The organism is Chryseobacterium hagamense, assembly GCF_007991455.1.
GTDB lineage: Bacteria > Bacteroidota > Bacteroidia > Flavobacteriales > Weeksellaceae > Chryseobacterium > Chryseobacterium hagamense.
Genome location: NZ_BJYJ01000001.1, coordinates 318,186 through 338,860, shown reverse-complemented (window position 1 = coordinate 338,860; position 20,675 = coordinate 318,186). Strand labels below are relative to the sequence as shown.

Here is a 20,675-nt window from a genome sequence, read left to right as displayed (position 1 = left end):
TTGGTTAAAATACCCGGTATTACTTATTTAATGACAGCAGGGTATCGTTTTCCAGATTTGACTGCCTGAACTGTTGGGTATCTTTGTCTTTGTTCTCATCTTCCGGTTCATCCGAAGGCAGATCACATCGGCACGACGTGAAGGTCCATAGGGAAATCATCCCCATAATCATGATGGCTTTGGTTTTCATAAATTTAGTTTAATCGGTTTTAATCAGTTTATCCGCTGACGATGAGTCCGCCGTTCGGATGCAGTACCTGCCCTGACATCTGTGCCGAATCCCGGCAGGCCAGAAACAGGAAGCTGTAGGCCACCTCTTCCGGCGATGCATTTCTTTCGAAAGGCGGCTTGCCCGGATCTTCTTTCGTGTCTCCAAAGGTCGCTTCGGTGAGCGGCGTGGCTACCGGTCCCGGTGCTACGGCATTCACACGGATTCCTTTCGGTTTTGCCTGCAGGGCCAGTGAACGGGTAAAAGAAACAATGGCGCCCTTCGTTGCCGAATAATCCAAGAGTTCGGGATGTCCCTGGTAGGCTGCTGCAGAAGTGGTGTTGATAATTGCGCTTCCTTCTTTGAGATGCGGGAAAACCGCTTTCGTAAGCAGGATCATCCCGATGATATTGGAATCGAATGTTTTCCGGATGTTCTCTTCTGCAAGATCTTCAATGCTGTCGGCAGGAAACTGTACGCCGGCATTGTTTATCAGGATGTCAATTCCTCCGAATTCAGCAATTGTTTTTTCAGCTGCCTCTTTACAGAAGCCAGCATCACTTACATTCCCCTGCATGATCACCGATTTTCTTCCAAGTTCTTCAATTTCGGCTTTTACCTGCTCCGCATCTTCTTTACTGGAATGGTAAACAATAGCCACATCAGCCCCTTCTTTGGCAAAGAGCAAGGCCACTGCTTTTCCTATTCCGCTATCCGCTCCCGTAATCAGAACGGATTTATTTTCTAACTTTAATTTCCCCATTATGAAATTACTTTTCGTTCATGGGCTTCTGCATTTCCCCCATCCGGTGTGCCGCCATGCTGTCGGTTGTAATATTGGTCATTGCCACAGAAAGCTTATTTGTCAGGCCGGATATTACTTTATCCTCCCCATTCATGAGGGCTTTATAACCGTCCACCGCCACTTGTTCAGGCGACATCAGGTTATCTTTATCCTCAAGAATTTTACTTTCGTTCATACCGGCTTTATTAAAGAAGTCCGTATCGGTAGGCCCTGGCAAGAGCGCAGTCACCGTAATCCCTGAATCCTTCAGTTCCTCACGGATGGCTTCGGACCATGAGAGTACGAAAGCTTTTGTTCCGTGATATACCGAATGCCATGGACCCGGGGCCTTGCTGGCAATCGATGCCAGATTCAGAATCCTTCCGGATCCTTTAGCCAGGCGGTCTTTGAGGAAAAGCTTGGTCAGGATTATAACGGAAACAATGTTCAGGTTAATGATATCCACCTCACGATGGATATCGGTATTCTGGAATTTTCCGTATACGCCCTGTCCCGCATCATTGACGAGGATCTCCGGGCTGATTCCGTTTAACTTAAGTTCGGAATACAGGGAGAAAGCGTCATCCTGCGTAAACAGGTTCTTGGCCATGGTGATGACATTGATCCCGTAACTTTTAAATTCATTGGCTTTTGCCTGAAGCTCATCGTGGTTTCTGGAAACCATTACAAGATCATACCCGTCTTTGGCAAATAGCTTTGCCAGTTCATAGCCGATCCCGCTGGTAGCTCCTGTAATTAAAGCATACTGGTTCTTCCTGTTCATTTGTTTTTTATTTTAAGATAAGCAGCTGGTTGATCTCGCTTTTAAAACACCCAAGTATAAATTCGGTGTAATAGAGTTGAGCATTCAGTGCCTGCGTTTTAGGATGCAGTTCCAGTTTTTTCGTCAGTACAATCTCCCCTTTATAGGCAAAGGAAAAATAAGCAAAAATTTTATAGGATGAATTTCTGATCGGTGTGCAGTAGCCGGTTGTTGCGATGGACCAGTCGGATTCGAAAAGCCTGGCTACATTCAATGCCATGGTTTCCGCAATATTCTCAGAAACACAGTCGCATTCCTCGGCTTCATCAGGATCTACATTCAATAGCCTTACCTTCTCTGCCATAGTATAGGTCGTTATTCCGCCCTTGTAAAAAAGAGAGGCGTTCGGCATTTGTGAAAAGGCCAGCTGCAGGCAGCCAGAGGTAACACTTTCTACAACCGAAATCGTTTCGTCTGCGGTCATCAGCGACTGGCTGATGTATTCCAGGAGGTTTTTTTGAAATTCCATAATTTTATATTTAAGTGTGTGTGTATTTATGTTTAGGGGGGTAGAAGATTTCCACGGATAGAGAACCACTTTTACACAAGTTGTCTATCTTTTTATCGAAAATCTAGTAACCTTTAGAAACATCTTTCAATGACAGATGATGGGTAATGATATCATCTAAAGTAACCCGGCCGCTCTATACATATTCCATCAACTCATCGGATGGTATGGACATTGCACTGTCCGGCTCTTATAGTTATTCCTTTATCAAAAATCCGTCCAAGTTGGTCTTGCCTGAGGGATTCCACCGGAAAACAAATGCAGATCGCTCCCGCAGATAGCTGTAGACGTTACTTTCGGGATAACATCATAGGAATCTTTAATGAGGGGATCATCTACGGTATCACACGTACTGACTCGCGGCAAATGGATGACTGCAGCTTTCATAACGTAATATTTTATGGTTTTATGAGGTGATGTTCTGATGTCATTAATCCTGGGTATTTCTTTCCAGTTCAAGATGCCAGACCCTATGCTTTGCAATGGCATCAATGAATTTGTTCTCAGGCATTTCATCCTCCCAGGATACAATCGCCGGGTCGATATGCTTTTTAAGGCTTACGTTGCTGTTCATATAAAACGGTTCGGATCCTTCCCCGAAATAGATCGCTTTACAGTGCTTGTAAGCTTCATTGATGAAATTTAAAACATGCGGTTTGTTTCCGGCAGTGAGCAGCGCCTTCACGGAATCTTCTCCTGCTGCAATATAAAGCGCATCAAAAGCCACACTGGCGATACTGGTAATCGAGTGTTTCGGCGTCAGCATCGATCCGTCATTCGTCGTTACCGGTACCATGTTCGGGCCGATAATTTCCACGACAGCGTTTTCTCCTTCCAGCTTGGTTTTCAGGTCATGTACACTTAACGCGTTTACCCCGTTGGCCATAATGAAGCCTATTTTCCTTCCTTTGATGGTATCCTTAATGGTATCGGCCATACTCAGGGCCCCAGAAACCCTGGTGTGGGCTTCTCTTTCTTCACTCTGGAGATCCTGGTGATTGCTGTCTGCAGGCAGGCTCTGGTTCGGAAACTCAAGTTCTTTTACCTCAACACCTACTTCAGCTGCCACTTTCTGAGCCAGTGCTTTATCGATAAAGTTCAGCTGCCCGACCATTCTTTCCCGTACTGCGGGAACCGTTACTTTGGAAAGCTCGAAGATCAATGCGTTCTGAAGATGCATCTTTTCGTAGTCGGACTGGCTGTTGTAAAATAATTTAGCCTGGGAGTAATGGTCTACAAAACTCTCGCTGCGCTGTCTCACCTTCGGGCCGGAAACCCTTTCCTGATGGGAGACATATCCTCCTTCGGACATCATCGACTGGAACGGGCATCCTCCGCCGATGGAATTCGGCTCATAGCTTACTTTTCCTTTGTTGATCTGCTGCCTCATGTAGCCGTCGCGCTGGTTGTTGTGAACGGTTTTAACGGACCGGTTGATCGGGATCTCATGGAAATTCGGTCCGCCCAGTCTGATAAGCTGGGTATCGGTATAAGAAAATAATCTTCCCTGAAGCAACGGATCTTTGCTGAAATCGATGCCGGGAACAATATGCCCCGGATGGAAAGCGATCTGCTCGGTTTCTGCAAAGAAATTATCGGGATTTCTGTTCAGGGTCAGGGTGCCTACGAGTTCTACCGGAACTTCCTCTTCAGGGACGATTTTCGTAGGATCCAGAAGATCGAAATCAAATTTATCCTCGTCTTCTTCGGGGATCAGCTGTACGCCGAAGTCCCATTCCGGGAACATTCCGTTTTCAATGGATTCCCAAAGGTCCCTTTTATGGAAGTCCGGATCTACGCCGGAAATCCGCTGGGCTTCGTCCCAGGCCACGGAATGGACACCCAGTTTCGGCTTGAAGTGGAATTTTACGAAATGCATTCTTCCTTCATTATTGATAAATTTAAAGGAATGCACCCCGAAACCTTCCATGCGGCTGTAGCTCCTCGGGATCGAACGGTCGCTCATCAGCCACATGATCATGTGCATGCTTTCCGGCATCAGGGAAATAAAATCCCAGAAGGTATCGTGTGCCGACTGGGCCTGCGGGATTTCATTATGCGGTTCCGGTTTTACGGCATGCACCAGATCCGGGAATTTAATCGCATCCTGAATAAAAAATACCGGAATATTGTTGGCCACCAAATCGTAATTTCCTTCGTCGGTATAGAATTTTACGGCAAAGCCCCTTACATCTCTCGCAAGGTCCGTACTTCCCCTGTTTCCTGCCACGGTAGAGAACCTTACAAAGACGGGCGTTTCTTTTCCTACTTCTGTCAAAAATCCTGCTTTGGTATATTTTTCAAGGCTTTTATTGAGTTTAAAGACACCGTGGGCACCGGATCCACGGGCATGGACGACCCTTTCCGGAATTCTTTCATGATCGAAATGGGTCATCTTTTCCCTGAAGAAGAAATCTTCCATCAGGGTAGGCCCCCGGTTTCCGGCTTTCAGGGAATCCTGGTTATTGTTGATTCTGAGTCCCTGATTGCTTGTAAGCCTGGTGTTTTCGCTAGACGTGGCATGTGATTCCAGTTGGTCCAGCTTTTTGTTGTGTGGCTTGTTGTTCATAAATTTTATATTTTGTGATTTGGCGTATAATGAATAAGTAAAAAATAATTGTTCTTTCGATAATGATGATGTTTAGCTGATGGTTACCGTAACCAACTGATCGGTAAAAAAGCCATATAGAAAGCTCCATATGGCTTTTCATACATTTTAATCTTCCTGTTCCGCATCAAAATTGATGTACGTTTCCGCAATTTCGGTAAGGTTGTAATCGGTATCTTCTTCTTCCTGTAATGTTTTTTCCAGAAGATCTGCTGCTTTATCGTGTCCCATGGTAATGGCCAGCTGAGCCAGTCCTCCGTAGGTTGCGATTTCGTAATGCTCCACCTTCTGAGCCGCAATAATAAGGGCGGCGTCCCGCGTCATGGATCCTTCTTCGGTAGACCTGATGATTTCTTCCCCTTCTTCGATAATGCCTTTGATGGCTTTGCATTCCTTCTGTTCGGGAGTTTCGTCGATCAGCTTAAAAACTTTTTCAAGACGGCTGACATGCTTTTTGGTTTGCAGCTGATGATCCTCAAATGCTTCTTTCAGCTCTTCGGTAGTGGCTGCTTCCTGCATTTTTTCAAGGGCATCAATGATGGCATTCTCTGCAAAATAAATGTCTTTAAGTGCGGACACAAAGAATTTATGAAGCGGAGCGGTTTTCATTTCGTTTCCATCTACTTTTGCGTTATCTACGGCCGTTGTACCTTTATGGGCTGCCGGAGTTCCGGTGCCTGGAGTATTGCTTTTATTTTCTGATGTATGGGTTGCCATAAGGTGATTGTGGTGTTTTTGGTTTAAAAGATTGCCTCTTTACCGTCACTTATAAAGAGGCAATCCTGAAGAATTATGAATTGTTACGTCTGCCTCCGAAGCCGGATCTTCCGGAACCAGAAGATCTGCCGCCTCTGTGAGAAGCCTGGCCTCCCATGCGGGCGATCCTTGTACGTTCTTCCCTGCTCATTGAGGCGAAACCTCTCCGCGAACTGCCTGAGCTATTTCCTGATCCAGAACTGGAACCCCGCCCGGAACCACTGTTATTTCCGGATCCTGAGCCTGAACCTGAATTACCTCTTCCGCCTGATCTGCCTCCTGAATCTGAGTCTGAGCCTGAAGAAGATCTTCCGCCGCCATGAGACGCTTGACCACCCATACGGGCAATTCTTGTACGTTCTTCAGGGCTCATGGCTGCAAAGCCACGTCCTGAATTTCCGTTCCCTGAAGAAGAAGACCGTCCTCTTCCACCGCCGGAACCCGAACCGGATCTGCTGCCGGAGTTCGATCCTCTTCCGGATCCTCCGCGTGAGCCGCTTCTTCCGCCGCCTGAAGTAAACCTTCCCTGATCGTCTCTCTGCTGGTTTCCGTTGTTCCCACGGCCTCTGGCCCTGTAGTCGTTTTCGTCATCATAGCCGTCATCTTCATAATCATAATCATAATCATCATCTTCATAATCGTCATAGTCATCATCATAATCGTCATCCTCAAAATAATTTTCGTATTCTGAGAAGTCATCGTCATAATCTTCATCGTTCTGTGCGTCGCTGTATCCGTGGTCATAACCCAGCTGATAGATTTCCTCAAGATTGTCGGAAGAATTGGAATTTCCTCTTGAACTACGATTTCCTAAATTTCTGTTGTTCATAACTTTTTTTTTACGTTAATATTAAGTGATAAATATTGCCGGCCGTGACTAGTATTAGACAGCAATTGGTTTGGTTTCAGTTAAAAAAAATAAAATATAATTACCTTAAAATGAGGTATCTGGGAAATATGGATGAATTATATACTCAAATTTACGATAGAATAATTCACCTTTTTATGACCGGAGTCATGTTGGCCGTAAATCCATACAACGGGTTACGGTTTGTATTTTAATATTTTTCTTTCCATCATACCCGCACAGAATATCCGGAGCAATAACACAACTTATTATTCAATGTTTCTTTTAAGTTCTGATGCAAAAAGGCCATCTCTCCTATCCCGGAAAATTAATACAGAATCTTACGGTCTTTTATCTGTAAGATTTTATTCCGCTCCATCATCTTTATCGTACGAATAGCGGTTTCTACGCAAAGACCTGTAAGACTGGCCATCTGCTGCCGTGTAAGCGGAATCATGAAGGAATAAGGAGCCTGCTCTTCCTGGGAACTTTTAAGGTAATCCATCAGAACTTTGAGCTTTGCCGTCGGGCTTTGGCTGCCCAGGTTTTGCGCCATGATAATTTTGAAATAAAGTCGCTGTGCAAGCACCCGGTTCATTTCGAAAGAGATATCGGGATACTGCCTGAGGAGCTCGAAAAAATTGTTTTTCGGAAGCCGAAGAACCTTACAGCTGGTTAATGCAATAGCATTAATAGGATAGAGCTTATCCATAAAGAGAAGGGATTCTCCGATGCACTGTCCGTCTTCCAGCAGGGTCTGGATAATTTCTTTTCCCTCGTCGTTATAATTGTTAAGTTTTACTTCTCCGGTTATAATCTGGTAATAATAATTAGCCGGATCGCCTTCACTGAAAATAATTTCAGCTGGTTTATACTGTTTTACTGTTGCTCCTGCCGAGTACAGAAGTTCTTCCTTGATAATCATATTTTGCCTTTTTAGTGTTTCTTGTAATTTCAAGCATCTTTAGTAAAAGTAAAATTGGATAATAAATAAATGATGAATGCGAATAGTAAACACTGACTTATACCGCCGGTGAAGTAAATTATCACCTTTACCGGACGTTAAGTATCTAATATTTAGCTTTTAAGATAAATTTACCAAAAATTTTAATCGTATTAATTTTGCAATTTTTTCATTATACCTACTTTCTCATTTGGAGATCATACGTACCATGAATGATGACCCGGCCTAGTCTAAGCGGGTCTTAAATTTCAATGGTAAATTTATCGTGCTGTGTTGGTCGTATCAGATACGGCATTGCCTGGCCGAAGGCTACTGTCTGCTGCCGTCACAGTGTCTGAAGACATCGGGGCAGCTGAAGTTTTATCGGTGACTTCCATCGGATCCTGCATATCGGCAGGAGGTGAGGTTTCTTTTTTTTCACAGCTCAGGAGAAGAAATCCTAAAGCTGCGAATGCTGATGAAAATTTCATAATATTTATATTTTAAGTGGTGTGATGATCAAAGATAAGCGAATATATCATTAAAAATTTATGATCATAATCAATAAATTCCATAATTATAAAAACTTTATGATTAAAAATCGAAATTTTCAATGCCACTTTAATAGTAATATGAAAGAAACTGGCCGGTATGCAAAAAACCGTTCGGTGCCTGAAATCAGCCGGCAGTATAACAAAATTTATTACAGATGATAAAAAATCAGGTAAACCGAATAATATTTATTTGGCTTTCCGAAAAATTAAAAGAACAAAAAACAGGAATTTTAAGAAAATTTCAGCTTAGTAAAAATATAATATTCAAGGCTCCTGAGAGTATTTTGAACAAGGGTGTTTCAGGCTTCAAGCATCCTTATTCCAGTCTTTTTTAGACAGGTATAATCCGGGTTATGTTAAAATGCAAAAATGATGATTCTGTGCAAGGTTAAAAACTTTCATTCCCGTTATTTGCTGTCGGGAACGAAATTTTTTCTTGCCAGCTCTTTACGTACACGGCTCAGACTCTCAGGCGTAATTCCCAGATAGGAAGCAATCATCCACTGCGGAACCCTTAACAGGAGATCCGGATACATTTTAATGAATTTCATGTACCGTTCCTCTGCGGTTTCTGCCAGTAAAGAATTGATCCGGTCCTGCAGGCTTTTAATATGCTTCTGCAGAAGTATATCGCTTTGTTCAAGACTGTTGGGGAATCCTTCGATCAGCCTGTTGATAAAATCCGGGGGCAGCATCAGAATTTCTGAATCTTCTACCGCTTCAATGTAATACACGGATTTTTCGTTGAAGTACAGGCTGCTCCGGTCGGAAATCAGCCAGCTTTCCGGTGCAAACTGGATGATGTGCTCTTTTCCGTTCTTATCGATCGAATACATTTTCAGAAGTCCTTTCTCTACAAAATAAATATATCTGCAGATTTCACCATACTGAAGCAGAAACTGGTTTTTCTGTACTTTTTTGGCTTCATAATGCAGGCTGCACATATTCACTCTTTCCAGAGGAACATTCAGGACCTTAGCCAGGTAATTGTTGATATTCTTCATGACGAAAGTTGATCTGCCGAAATACTCTGATGAGATGCGTTGTTTACAGCTTTTCCGTTCTCGATAACGATAAGCTGAGGGCTTTGGTGGGTTACGCCGAGATCTTCCGCAATTTTATTGGAAAGCGGTCGATGGGCCAGCAGGTCGAGATAATACAGTTCTGCCTCATGCTCAAGGCCTGCTACTTCTTTTTCGAAATTCCTCAGCACCGTTTTACTGATAAAGCAGCTGGTTGAATGTTTGAAAATGGCTATCTTATGATCGGAAGAACTTTCAATGGCCTTTTGCAGATCCTCTTCGGATTCTATTTTTTTCCAGAAAGTCTTTTGCTCAGGGGCTTCTTCCTTTCCGCCGAATATTTTATCAAAAAAACTCATACGTTAAATTGTTTTAAATGATGATCGAGATGTTTGTACTCCAAAAAGCCCCAGTCCCGCTCCTCCATCTTCCCGAAAAGGACATGCTGACCCGGCAGTCTGCCGTTTTTGAAATGAATCAGATAATCATCAAGCGTTTTCAGAAGATTTTGTTGCTCTTCATCGAAATTACATTCAAAATTAACAATAAGTTTTTGAAAAGTCGGCATATTTCGCGGAATTCCGTTGTTGAAGAGCTGCATTTCTTTTTTTGTGGCTATGCCGATCATGCGGAACAGCCTGTTGATAGGCGGAAGCGTGAGTTTTTGCTGAGGGACCTGGAGCACACAGCTGCAGTGCCGCATCATCTGGCTTACCTCCATTTTTCCCCACTTCCTGGGGGAATTCTTACTGAGGCCGGAAATTCTTTCCCTGATTTCCCGTAAGTCGGGGGGATGATGTAAACTTTTTTTTACCAACCTTTTTCTTTCTTTAAGTTTTCGATATGGGCAAAATGATGGTTGCAGTGCCAGGCATATAAGGCAAGATAACTTCGCAGATTGTAGTTCTTATTGTGTTCAGGATGATGGAACGTTCTTTCAAAATGCCGGTTGGTCATACTTTTCAGCAAGACCGTCCATCGCTGGTGGGTACCTTTCAGCATCCGCATCGCCGGTTTTACGGGCATGCTCAGACTGTCCTGAAGTTCTGCCCATCTGGCTTCGTCATAAGGTTTTATAACGGGGTTTTCTTCGGTAAGGGCCAGTTTCAAACGCATAAAACTATTGATGTGGCTGTCTGCCAGATGATTGATAACCTGCCGTACCGTCCATCCGCCCTCCCGGTACTGGGTATCCAGCTGGTCATCGGTAAAATGTTCGATCAGGTTTTTCAGTTTACCCGGAAAATCCCTGATGACTTTAATGTATTCGTCCAGCCTGATGTCGCAGATGTTTCCGGGTTCTTCAAACCTTCCGATCGGAAATTTTTTGTGTTCTGAGTCGCTCATTTTTAATGATGTTGTTTAATATGTTAAGTAAGGTGACAGCTGGTGTTTCAGATAATACAGCATTTTGTTATCGTACGGATTATTTTCGGGAACACCACAAAATAACGGTAATACCTTTTCAGGTCCGGATGCTCAGACAGGATTTTACTTTTACTGAATTTAATTCGGTTCACAGCAATTTCAATGCCTGCCATCCCGACTATTTCTTTATTTCCGAGTTAAACTAAGAATCATCGGTTATGATAAAAATGCCCCCCGGATCCTGCTTCCCTCTTCCAGCCTGTATCATCCTAATATCCGTGAAGATCCAGTCCTTCGGTTCTCTGTAGAGATACCTTTTTTCCCATCTTCTTCTGGATCACCCGGAAGTGCTGCAGCTCATCATCCGTAAGAATGCTGATGGCAGTTCCTTTTTCATTGGCACGGCCGGTTCTTCCGATGCGGTGAATATAATCCAGCGGTGAACGGGGCAATTCATAGTTGATGACGCAGGGCAATGATTCGATGTGGATCCCACGGCCGATCAGATCGGTAGCGACCAGGATCTGTGCACCGTCTACTCTGAACTCTTCCAGGTTATTCCGGCGGGCGCCCTGCGATTTCTGGCTGTGAATGGCCACGGCTTTGATTTTATTCTTTTTGAGCTTTTCAACCAGATTATCGGCCGATCTCGTGGAAGACACGAAAACCAGTGCTTTTTCCACTTTCTTTTCTTTGATCAGATAGCGCAGAAACGGACCTTTGCTTTCCGGCGAAACATGGTAAGCCAGCTGTTCGATATTGTCGATTTCCACATCTTCTTTTTTGATTTCGATAATGACGGGATCAATCGTAAGGCGTTCCTTTATTTCGGCCACCTTGTCGTTTAACGTTGCAGAAAATAAGATGGTCTGTTTAGCAACCGGCATCATGGCAAAAAGCCTGTCCAGCTCTTCCCCGAAGCCCAGCTGAAACATTTTATCAGCTTCGTCGATAATCAGATGCTTAATCCCTGAAATACTTAAGGCATTATGGTCTATGAGATCCAGCAGACGGCCGGGCGTAGCAATCAATACTTCCACTCCGAATAATCCTTTCATCTGCGGATTGATGGAAACCCCGCCATAGACTGCCATCGTCCGGATTTCCCGCTTCAGGTTTTCCGTAAAAGTCCTGAAAACCTCATCGATCTGAATAGCAAGCTCCCTCGTCGGAACCAATATCAGAACCTGGACATTACGGTCTTTTTTAACCTCCGCATTCTGAAGCTTTTCCAGGACGGGCATTACAAAACAGGCTGTCTTTCCTGATCCCGTCTGCGCAATTCCCATCAGGTCCTTGCCCTGCAGAATAACAGGAACGGCCTGTTCCTGGACCGGAAAAGGTTTCAGGTAACCCAATTTGTTTACAGATCGGATAATGTTGTGTGATAATCCCAGCGATTCAAATGACATAAATACTTATTTTAGGCAAAGATAAGCTATTGCGTTTTCATGAAGAAAAAGAAAGCTGTTCCGATTAGGATTATAATGCCGATTTGTCCGATAAAAAAGTTTTGGATAATTTTTTGAGGAATAGATTCTATACATTTATCGGAAATTCAAGAATTACATATGAAAAAAGCGTTAATCATCGTAGATGTGCAGAATGATTTTTGTCAGGGCGGGGCTCTGGCAGTGCCGGAAGCCAATGAAGTGATCCCTTACATCAATGCCCTGATGGAAGAAAACGAGTACGACCAGATTGTCCTGACGCAGGACTGGCATCCGGCCAATCATAAAAGCTTTGCCAGCACTAACGGCAGAAAGGTAGGCGAAAGCATTATCCTGAACGGTGTTCCGCAGTTTATGTGGCCGGACCACTGCATCCAGGGAACTGCCGGAGCAGAATTCCATAAGGACCTGAACCGGGATAAGGTAACCCATATCGTGCAGAAGGGGAAGAATGTAGAAATCGACAGCTACAGCGGTTTTCAGGACAACAACCACTTTATGAAAACCGGTCTGGACGACTTTTTAAAATTCCATGATATCCAACTGGTGGAGATTGTAGGTCTTGCCATGGATTATTGCGTGAAATTCACCTGTATCGACGCCGTAAACAGCGGTTATGTCACCTGTCTTCACTTCAATGGCACACGTGCGGTAAACGTGAAGCCGGACAACGGAAGGGATGCCATTTACGAAATGATCCAGAAAGGAGTGACAGTGTTAGGATAACTTGAATCCGTACAAGAAATCAGAGTACGGGAAGGTGGAAGAAGGAAGCTGGAAATCCCTTGTGTCACTGCCATACAAAAGGTATTCATGATCAAAAAGGCTTTCTTTAAGCATTATCCAGACTTTTTGTTTTTTATTTTGAAAACCTGCTGAATATGGGGTCTGATTTACTTCAGGATGGTTAAACATCTGTTTCTGTAAACGGAAAACGGCATTGAAATTTTCAATGCCGTTTTATTTTATCCTTAAAAAACTTTATTTAAAGCATTTTAAGATTGTTCACCTCCAGTTCCGAAAGGATTCTCCAGTGTCCTCTTTTGATATTTTTCTTTGTTAATCCGGCAAACATGACACGGTCTAAAGCTTCCACTTCGTAACCCAGTCGCTGAAAGATTCTTCTGATTACCCGGTTCCAGCCGATGTGGATCTCAATGCCCACTTCATTTTTCGGCTTGCCTTCGATAAAGGAAATCTGATCGACAACTGCTACCCCTTCATCCAGACGGATTCCTTCGGCAATAAGCTTCATGTCTTCATGGGTCAGCTTTTTATCCAGGGTAACATGATAGATTTTCTTGGCATCGAAAGAAGGGTGCGTCAGCTTCTTCGTCATGTGTCCGTCGTTCGTCAGCAGGATAACGCCTGTTGTGGAACGGTCCAGCCTTCCAACCGGGAACAGGCGGTACGGCGAAGCATTGGCCACCAGGTCCATCACGGTTTTCCTTGCTTTATCGTCTTTCGTGGTAGAAATATAGCCTTTCGGTTTATTGAGGAGAACGTATACCGGCTTTTCAGGCGTAATGTTCTGTCCGTCGAAAACTACTTTATCGGTCTTTTCCACCTGGTATCCCATTTCGGTCACCACTTTACCGTTAACTTCCACCAGCCCCTGGGTAATCAGCTCGTCGGCTTCCCTCCTGCTGCAAATCCCTGAGTTGGCAATGTATTTATTCAGACGTACGGTATCTTTATGGACGTCTTTATCGATCTTGTTCAGCCTTCTTTTCTGTACAAAAGATCTGGCTTTGTCCTGTCGGTCATCACCTTCTGCGGAAGGTCTTTTTCCGTATTTCAGGCTGCCTCTTTCGTATTTATCACGGGTGTCGAAACTTTTCCCGCCTCTTTTAGGAGCCGGTTTCCCGAAGGTCTTCTTGCCCTCCCCTTCGGTGGTAATATAAGGCTCTCTGTCGGTTTTCGAATATTTCTTATCCATCCGGGCCTGATAGCTGGTGTCTTTCTTACCGCCGTCAAATCCTTCAGAACTTCTTTCAAAAGGTTTCTTTTCGAATCTTGTATTGGATCCTCTGTCGGAATTTCTTTCTCCAGCCTTAGGGAAAGATTTCTTAAAAGGTTTGGAGCCGGAATTGCCGGATCCGGAAGCGCGAGAATCATCAGAATTATTTCTTGTTGAAGTTCTTGGTCTTTTGGGTTTTCCTGAATTATTGTCTCTGCTCATTCTAAAATATTTTTGCAAAGATAGTATATTTAGCAACGAGTTAAAAATTAAGAATCATAACTTTGTACATAGTTTTATACCAAACCTTACAGAAAATCCGAAAATGATAACAATATTAGACCCCGCTTTTTCCCAGCTGAACGAATTTCTCCACGAAAAGTCTTTCAGTAAAATATTCATCCTTGTGGACGAAAATACGCATGAGTACTGTCTTCCTGTACTTTTGGGAAATATGGAAACGGATCTGGGCTTCGAGATCCTGGAAGTCGAGGCCGGTGAAGAGATGAAGAACATCCGGACGGCGAATCAGCTTTGGGAAATCCTGACGGAAATGAAGGCCGACCGGAAAGCACTGGTCATCAATCTCGGCGGCGGTGTCATTACAGACATGGGCGGTTTTGTGGCCGCTACCTATAAGAGAGGCATCCAGTTTATTAATATCCCCACGACGCTTCTCTCGATGTGCGATGCCTCGATCGGCGGAAAAACCGGGATTGACCTTATGCATTATAAAAATATGGTGGGAACATTTACTTTTCCGGAGCGTATTTTCGTCTATCCGAAATTCCTGGAAACATTACCATTTAAAGAGCTGAGAAGCGGTTTTGCCGAAATGCTGAAACACGGGCTGATTGCCGATAAAATCCATTGGGAAAATCTCATCCGGATGAACAAGCCGGATCTTGAAGGGATCATTCCTCATATCGAAACGTCGATGGGGATCAAGCAGGAAGTGGTGAATAAGGATTTCCAGGAAAAAAACATCCGCAAGACCCTGAATTTCGGACATACCATTGGCCATGCTGTTGAGAGCCTCTGCCTGCACCAGGGAAATCCTGTGCTTCACGGCGAGGCCGTAGCTATGGGGATGATCGCCGAAACCCATCTGGCTTACCTTGAAGACCTGATTTCCGGAGAGGACAGCACCGCCATCATCGAAAGCCTGAAGAAATACTATCCTTATGTGGATATCAGCGATTTTAAAGACGAAGATATTTTTGATCTTTTATGGAATGATAAAAAAAATACGGACCGCAGGATTAACTTTTCTTTGATATCAGGCATCGGAAGCTGTGTCTTCGATCATCAGTGCAGCGAGGAAAACATTGCAGGATCTCTGGATTTCTATCGCAGACTCAACAACGTTTAAATATTCTGAAGGCTGTTTTCCCGGCAGGTTACCGCTTTTTTACCTGAATTTTCAATTTAGACCAGTTCTGAATAATTTTGAAGAAAAAGCAAACAAAATATTGAAAATCAAATTTTTAAAAATAAAATCCGCTTGTCCGTACAGGCGGATTTTTCATGACTTTAATCATGATTTCCCTTTTTGGCAAGCAATTTGAAAGATTCCTTCCGTCCATCCGGAATCCGGGTCGGCAGTAGTAAAATTTAGAATTAGAAAAATAGTAAAATTAAAAAAATTAAAGTTATGAAAAAGTTAATCTTAGGAATGGCACTTGCAGCAGGATCTATGGCATTTGCTCAGACTACAACAGGAATGTCTTCATCTGCCAGCCCGGTACAATTCGGTATTAAAGCAGGGATGAACGTTGCTTCATTATCTAAAGATGCAAGTCTTCAGGACCAAAAATCTAAAATAGGTTTCAATGCAGGTTTATTTGCAAACATTCCGTTAGCTGCATCTTTCAGCGTACAACCGGAGGTTCTATATTCTCAGTACGGAGCTAAAGTTGAAAGTGTGAACGAGTATACTGTATTAGGTACTACGACAAGAGATGTAGAATCTTATTCAACTCATTTGGATTATATTACAGTACCGGTAATGTTCCAGTACAAATTCGTACCTAACTTCTATGTTGAAGCAGGACCTGAATTCGGTTTTAACGTTACTGCTAAGAATAAAGGAGACAGAACAGTTACCACAACCAATGGATCTTCAAGCAGCGTAGCTAATTCCAGTTATACAGAAGATATTGATAAAGATAACCTGAATACTTTTAACTTTGGTCTTGGTTTAGGAGCAGGATATTATTTTACAGATAATTTCGGTATTACTGCAAGATATGTTGCAGGACTTACAGATGTAATTAAAAACAGACCAAACGGTTCTGATGCTATCAGAAACAATGTATTCCAGGTTGGTTTAGCTTTTAAATTCTAAGAAACAGAAAATTAAAAATAATTTTGATTTCAATAAAAGGTCAGTTTCATTCGGAGCTGACCTTTATCTTTATTTGTATTTCTCATATCCCATGCTTAGCATACAATTAATTCCGGATCATTCCTAATTCTATTCCATTATATTCTTTACAAAGCCTTTAATGGCAAGCCTTTTGCAAAATAGTTCATGCCTGATTGAAATACCAGGCTTTCAACAACAGTAAAATTTAAATGTAAAATTATGAAGAAGTTATTTTTAGGAATGGCTGTGGCCGCTACGTCTATGGCATTTGCACAGGAAGTTCAACCGACACCGGCACCCGTTCCTCCAATGAAGGTGAAAGAACCTGTAAGATTCGGTATTAAAGGTGCTGCTACGGCTGCCCAGTTCAGCGAACAGCAACTTACAGCCAAAAACCAGAAGATCGGTTTTAATGCAGGGGTTTTCGTAAATGTTCCTTTAACTGAAAAATTTGCTTTGCAGCCGGAGGTTCTTTACAACCAGATGGGCGCAAAAAGCGTAATATCCGACAATGAAACAACCGCCGGAACAACAACGGTAAGAACCAGACAGGACTACAGCACTACCCTGAATTATATTTCGGTACCGGTGATGCTCCAGATGAAGCCTACAGATAATTTCTATGTAGAAGCAGGGCCTGAAGTAAGCTATTTTGTGGACGGAAAAAATAAAGGGGAACAGACCATCTCCACTACGACTGCCGGCACAACGACAACCCAGACTGTTTCCGCTTCGGAAAGCATTGATAAAGACAATATCAAGAAATTCAATTTGGGATTCGGCGTAGGTCTTGGCTATTATTTTACACCTAACTTAGGCATCAACGCAAGATATGTTAACAGTTTAACGCATATTTATGATAACTCGAATGCGGTAACCGATGCACAGAAAAACGTCAATACCAACAGAGTATTCCAGTTGGGACTGAATTATAAATTCTAAAACAAATTTTCAATTCAATAAGAAAGGTCAGGCTTTACCATGAAGCCTGACCTTTTGTATAGAAGGTATATCCTTTTTTTATTAAATTAACGTAAACACGAAGAAGAGAACCTGGATTCAGCGGCTGGAAGAGCTGCCGGATGCCGGAAGTTTCTCTTGTCAAATAAAGGAAAGGTCCTGATCATCAAACTGAACAGGTTACCACTTTATCAGAGGAGTTTTTATCTGATCCTCAATAACCGGTCTCGGTTATTTTCAATCAGAGACGGATTAATCGTTTCAAAGTCCTGAAGTGCCGGCTTGGTACAGGATAGGATAAAATCATGTCAGAAGCGTCAACCGTTTATTCATTCTGCCAGGATGAGTGGTATCCAAAATCCCGACTGAATCATTCTACTTTTTATTTTTGATTTAAATAATCGGTTGAATATAATGTCAATACGGTCGAATTCACATTAAATTGCAGGAAATTGAAAATTTTAAAATAATACCAATGAAAAAACTTTCCTTCGGGTTCGCCATTTCTGCAGGTCTTATGTGTTTCGCTCAGGAACAGGCTGCTGCTGCTGCTTCACCGGTAAGATCCGGGATTAAAGCAGGACTTAACGTTTCTGCCATCAGCTCTGATGATACCAAAACAAAAGCGGGAATCTACGGAGGCGTATCTGCCAATAGTCCGGTAGTCCGTGATTCAGGCTACAGCCTGAAGTTTTGTACAGCGGAATGGGTGCTAAAAATAAGGATAATTCCAGCATAAGACTGAATCTCTATTATATTTCGGTTCCCGTGATGCTACAGTACAATATTCTTCCCGTATCATATCTTGAGGCAGGTCCGCAGCTCAGTTTTGCGATCAATAAAAAAATCAGGAATGACAACCGATCGGTGGATGCAACAAGACATTACAACGGATTCGACTTCGAACCCTGGTTGGGTGCCGGATACTGTTTTGAACAGGGCTCTGGTGTTACCGCCCGGTATATTGCCGGGCTTACCAATATCATAGAAAACGGTCAGGGTAATGATATGAGAAACAACTTTTCCAGGTTGGAGTCGCGTATAAATTTTAAAGTAAATTCCTATCCTTTAAAACCCGGATTTTACCGAAATCCGGGTTTTGATTCTATATAAACTAGTTTTAATATTTGCTTTTCCTTTCAATTCACCGTACTGTATTATTTCATATCCAAAGCAATGATTAATAGATAGTGAATTGTACTTGATTTTTAGAGTAACATATAAGGAAAATTAATTTTAACTGAAAGACGATAATCTCTGATGAAAACTGAACTTTTGCATGCAGGATGTATAATATTTTTCTTAAATTGCGAGACTTTAAATAATATTAAAAATAATAACTATGAAAAAGTTTTTCTTAGGACTTGCCATTACAGCAGGTACCTTATCCTTTGCTCAGGAAAAAGCAGCTTCTTCTGCTTCACCGGTAAGATTCGGACTTAAAGCCGGACTTAACGTTGCTACAATTTCCGGTGGCGACTCAAAAGCAAAAGCAGGATTTTACGGAGGCGCGTTTGCAAATATTCCATTGGCATCAAACTTCAGTATTCAGCCGGAAGTTTTATATAACGGAGCAGGAGCAAAAGCTGAAGGAATGGATGATTTAAAAGTGAATTTAAGCTATATCTCGGTTCCGGTAATGTTTCAGTACAACGCTCTTCCGAACTTATATCTTGAAGCTGGACCTCAATTCAGTTTTCTGATCGATTCTAAATTTAAATATCAGTCTGTATCTGTTGATGCCAAGGATTATATCAAAGGCTTTGATTTCGGACTGGGTCTTGGTGCCGGATATTATTTCAATAACAATATCGGTATTACTGCAAGATACGTTGCAGGTCTTACAGACATTGCCAAAGAAATCCAGGGTACTGAAGCTGAAGGAAAAAATAATGTATTCCAGATTGGTTTAGCTTATAAATTCTAAGCCATTAAGAGAAAATAGAAACGTCAGACTTAAATCTAAGTCTGACGTTTTTTATTTATTAGAATTAAAATTTTTAATTAAATAATTCCACTTCTTCTCCTTTTCCTACCGGATATTGCTCGGTAAAGCATCCGAAGCAGTGGTTGGCAGAGCCTAAAATTTCCTTTAGGTTTTCTACACTCAGGAACTCCAGGGAATCTACCCCCAGATAATCCCTCAGCTGTTCCGTAGACATATTGGCGGAAATAAGATCGTCCTTGGAAGGGGTATCGATACCTAAGTAACAAGGGGCAATGATCGGCGGGGAAACACTTCTGAAGTGGATCTCTTTAACGCCGGCATCTTTCAGGATCTTCACCAGCCTCTTGGAAGTGGTACCTCGAACGATGGAATCATCGATGATCACTACTCTTTTGTCTTTAATTTCCGAAATGATCGGATTCAGTTTCAGGTTCACCACCCTTTCTCTCATTTCCTGAGTCGGTACGATGAAGCTTCTCCCGATATACCGGTTCTTGATCAGAACAGGACGGAAAGGAATTCCCGAAGCCTTGGAGAATCCGATAGCCGCCGGAACACCCGAGTCGGGTACACCGATCACTACATCCGCATCCACCGGAGCCTGGTCCCAGATCTTCTCTCCCGATTTCTCCCTGATCTCATAGACATTGATATTCTCTAAAGAAGAGTCAGGTCTTGCAAAATAAATGTATTCAAAAGAACAGATCCGCTGCTTTCCTTTTTCTTCATCCACCATATAGGAATGAAGTTTTCCAGGTTCGTTCTCATTGGTATAAATGATTTCTCCAGGTAAAATATCCCGGACATACTGAGCCCCTACCGCATCCAGAGCAACCGACTCGGAAGCCACCACGTAAGAATTTTCATTGATTGCTCCCAGAACCAACGGCCTGATCCCGTTGAAATCCCTGAAGGCAAAGAATTTATTTCTCGTCATTCCAACCACCGAATAAGCCCCTTCAATTTTATCCATCGTCGCTTTAATGGCTCCGCGAAGACCCAGATCGAGGTTTTTCTGGATCAGCCTCAAAATGACCTCGGAATCTGAAGTCGCCCTGAAGACCACACCCTCCGCCTCAAGTTCCGCTTTGAGCTCTTTGGCATTGGTCAGGTTCCCGTTGTGGGCAATGGAAAGGATAATCTGGTCGTACTCGTTTTTGGCGAAGAACGGCTGGAAATTATATTTCTTTTTGTCTCCTGCCGTTGTGTAACGGGTATGCCCGATGGCAGAATTCCCCATAAAAGTTTCAGGATCGGAGATCTCTTTATAAACATCCAGAACCAGCCCTTCGTCTTTCATATTGGTGATCCTTCCGTTCTTTAAAACAGATATACCGCAGGCTTCCTGGCCTCTGTGCTGCAAAGCAAAAAGACCGAACTGTGAAAGCGAAAACGTATCCAGATCATCATCAGAATACATTCCGAAGATGCCGCACTCCTCATTCGGGGCGTCCAGCCTTTCTTCTTCCTGCGTTCTGAAAAGATTCCGTCCGTAGGTCTCGGTTTCAAATTGTTTTAAATATTCACTTTTATGAATGTCTAAACTTTTCATTCTATTTTTTCTAAT

The 20,675-nt window shown here is 42.9% G+C and carries 24 protein-coding genes; 7 read left to right on the top strand and 17 right to left on the bottom strand.

Annotated features, from left to right (window positions below; translation table 11 throughout):
- Positions 1-19 precede the first annotated feature (19 nt).
- The 15 genes from CHA01nite_RS20425 to CHA01nite_RS01370 form a co-directional block, all read right to left on the bottom strand.
- On the bottom strand, positions 20-190 hold the full coding sequence (locus CHA01nite_RS20425) for a hypothetical protein (RefSeq protein ID WP_170234663.1): 171 nt from the start codon (positions 188-190) through the stop codon (positions 20-22).
- A 28-nt stretch (positions 191-218) separates the two neighbouring features.
- A complete protein-coding gene (locus CHA01nite_RS01435; protein WP_228458313.1) occupies positions 219-971 on the bottom strand; it encodes an SDR family oxidoreductase in 753 nt (250 codons plus the stop codon).
- 7 nt (positions 972-978) lie between these two features.
- Positions 979-1,776: an SDR family NAD(P)-dependent oxidoreductase gene (locus CHA01nite_RS01430; protein ID WP_146939436.1), complete on the bottom strand. Its 798-nt coding sequence runs from the start codon at positions 1,774-1,776 to the stop codon at positions 979-981.
- A gap of 7 nt (positions 1,777-1,783) precedes the next feature.
- The gene (locus CHA01nite_RS01425; protein WP_146939435.1) at positions 1,784-2,284 is read right to left on the bottom strand and encodes a CinA family protein; all 501 of its coding nucleotides are present in this window, start codon (positions 2,282-2,284) and stop codon (positions 1,784-1,786) included.
- Between the two features lie 246 nt (positions 2,285-2,530).
- The gene (locus CHA01nite_RS01420; protein ID WP_174771803.1) at positions 2,531-2,710 is read right to left on the bottom strand and encodes a hypothetical protein; all 180 of its coding nucleotides are present in this window, start codon (positions 2,708-2,710) and stop codon (positions 2,531-2,533) included.
- Between the two features lie 43 nt (positions 2,711-2,753).
- Complete coding sequence (locus CHA01nite_RS01415) at positions 2,754-4,892, bottom strand: catalase (protein ID WP_146939434.1); 2,139 nt, start codon at positions 4,890-4,892, stop codon at positions 2,754-2,756.
- Positions 4,893-5,039: 147 nt separating this feature from the next.
- Entirely contained in the window at positions 5,040-5,648 is a 609-nt protein-coding gene (locus tag CHA01nite_RS01410) for a ferritin-like domain-containing protein (RefSeq protein ID WP_146939433.1), read from the bottom strand.
- Positions 5,649-5,721: 73 nt separating this feature from the next.
- Positions 5,722-6,516, bottom strand: a complete 795-nt coding sequence (locus CHA01nite_RS01405) for a KGG domain-containing protein (RefSeq protein ID WP_146939432.1) — start codon at positions 6,514-6,516, stop codon at positions 5,722-5,724.
- Between the two features lie 346 nt (positions 6,517-6,862).
- Positions 6,863-7,459 (bottom strand): Crp/Fnr family transcriptional regulator, encoded by a 597-nt coding sequence (locus CHA01nite_RS01400; RefSeq protein WP_146939431.1) that lies wholly within the window; start codon positions 7,457-7,459, stop codon positions 6,863-6,865.
- 299 nt (positions 7,460-7,758) lie between these two features.
- Positions 7,759-7,968, bottom strand: coding sequence for a hypothetical protein (locus tag CHA01nite_RS01395; RefSeq protein ID WP_146939430.1), 210 nt, complete (start codon positions 7,966-7,968; stop codon positions 7,759-7,761).
- A 470-nt stretch (positions 7,969-8,438) separates the two neighbouring features.
- On the bottom strand, positions 8,439-9,035 hold the full coding sequence (locus CHA01nite_RS01390) for a Crp/Fnr family transcriptional regulator (protein WP_146939429.1): 597 nt from the start codon (positions 9,033-9,035) through the stop codon (positions 8,439-8,441).
- Positions 9,032-9,412: a bacillithiol system redox-active protein YtxJ gene (gene ytxJ, locus CHA01nite_RS01385; protein WP_146939428.1), complete on the bottom strand. Its 381-nt coding sequence runs from the start codon at positions 9,410-9,412 to the stop codon at positions 9,032-9,034. Before ytxJ ends, CHA01nite_RS01390 begins: the two co-directional genes overlap by 4 nt.
- The gene (locus CHA01nite_RS21040; RefSeq protein ID WP_373869008.1) at positions 9,409-9,870 is read right to left on the bottom strand and encodes a DUF1569 domain-containing protein; all 462 of its coding nucleotides are present in this window, start codon (positions 9,868-9,870) and stop codon (positions 9,409-9,411) included. The genes ytxJ and CHA01nite_RS21040 overlap by 4 nt, the downstream gene beginning before the upstream one ends.
- Positions 9,864-10,400 carry a YfiT family bacillithiol transferase gene (locus CHA01nite_RS01375; protein ID WP_146939427.1) on the bottom strand — a complete coding sequence of 179 codons (537 nt, stop codon included), beginning with the start codon at positions 10,398-10,400 and terminating at the stop codon, positions 9,864-9,866. The genes CHA01nite_RS21040 and CHA01nite_RS01375 overlap by 7 nt, the downstream gene beginning before the upstream one ends.
- Positions 10,401-10,690: 290 nt before the next feature.
- Entirely contained in the window at positions 10,691-11,833 is a 1,143-nt protein-coding gene (locus CHA01nite_RS01370; RefSeq protein WP_146939426.1) for a DEAD/DEAH box helicase, read from the bottom strand.
- 159 nt (positions 11,834-11,992) lie between these two features.
- Between CHA01nite_RS01370 and pncA the strand changes: the two genes are divergently transcribed.
- Complete coding sequence (pncA, locus tag CHA01nite_RS01365) at positions 11,993-12,598, top strand: bifunctional nicotinamidase/pyrazinamidase (RefSeq protein ID WP_146939425.1); 606 nt, start codon at positions 11,993-11,995, stop codon at positions 12,596-12,598.
- Between the two features lie 259 nt (positions 12,599-12,857).
- Here pncA and CHA01nite_RS01360 read toward each other — a convergent pair whose 3' ends face one another.
- Positions 12,858-14,054 (bottom strand): pseudouridine synthase, encoded by a 1,197-nt coding sequence (locus CHA01nite_RS01360; RefSeq protein ID WP_228458311.1) that lies wholly within the window; start codon positions 14,052-14,054, stop codon positions 12,858-12,860.
- A gap of 103 nt (positions 14,055-14,157) precedes the next feature.
- Between CHA01nite_RS01360 and aroB the strand changes: the two genes are divergently transcribed.
- The 6 genes from aroB to CHA01nite_RS01335 all read left to right on the top strand — a co-directional run bounded on the left by aroB (position 14,158) and on the right by CHA01nite_RS01335 (position 19,087).
- A complete protein-coding gene (gene aroB / locus CHA01nite_RS01355; RefSeq protein WP_146939424.1) occupies positions 14,158-15,204 on the top strand; it encodes a 3-dehydroquinate synthase in 1,047 nt (348 codons plus the stop codon).
- A 282-nt stretch (positions 15,205-15,486) separates the two neighbouring features.
- Entirely contained in the window at positions 15,487-16,179 is a 693-nt protein-coding gene (locus tag CHA01nite_RS01350) for a porin family protein (protein WP_146939423.1), read from the top strand.
- 240 nt (positions 16,180-16,419) lie between these two features.
- Positions 16,420-17,142: a porin family protein gene (locus CHA01nite_RS01345; RefSeq protein WP_146939422.1), complete on the top strand. Its 723-nt coding sequence runs from the start codon at positions 16,420-16,422 to the stop codon at positions 17,140-17,142.
- Between the two features lie 493 nt (positions 17,143-17,635).
- Positions 17,636-17,899, top strand: coding sequence for a hypothetical protein (locus CHA01nite_RS20770; RefSeq protein WP_228458310.1), 264 nt, complete (start codon positions 17,636-17,638; stop codon positions 17,897-17,899).
- On the top strand, positions 17,866-18,273 hold the full coding sequence (locus CHA01nite_RS20765; RefSeq protein ID WP_262712127.1) for an outer membrane beta-barrel protein: 408 nt from the start codon (positions 17,866-17,868) through the stop codon (positions 18,271-18,273). Before CHA01nite_RS20770 ends, CHA01nite_RS20765 begins: the two co-directional genes overlap by 34 nt.
- A 229-nt stretch (positions 18,274-18,502) precedes the next feature.
- The gene (locus CHA01nite_RS01335) at positions 18,503-19,087 is read left to right on the top strand and encodes a porin family protein (RefSeq protein ID WP_146939421.1); all 585 of its coding nucleotides are present in this window, start codon (positions 18,503-18,505) and stop codon (positions 19,085-19,087) included.
- 73 nt (positions 19,088-19,160) lie between these two features.
- Here CHA01nite_RS01335 and purF read toward each other — a convergent pair whose 3' ends face one another.
- The gene (gene purF / locus CHA01nite_RS01330; RefSeq protein ID WP_146939420.1) at positions 19,161-20,660 is read right to left on the bottom strand and encodes an amidophosphoribosyltransferase; all 1,500 of its coding nucleotides are present in this window, start codon (positions 20,658-20,660) and stop codon (positions 19,161-19,163) included.
- Positions 20,661-20,675: the final 15 nt, after the last annotated feature.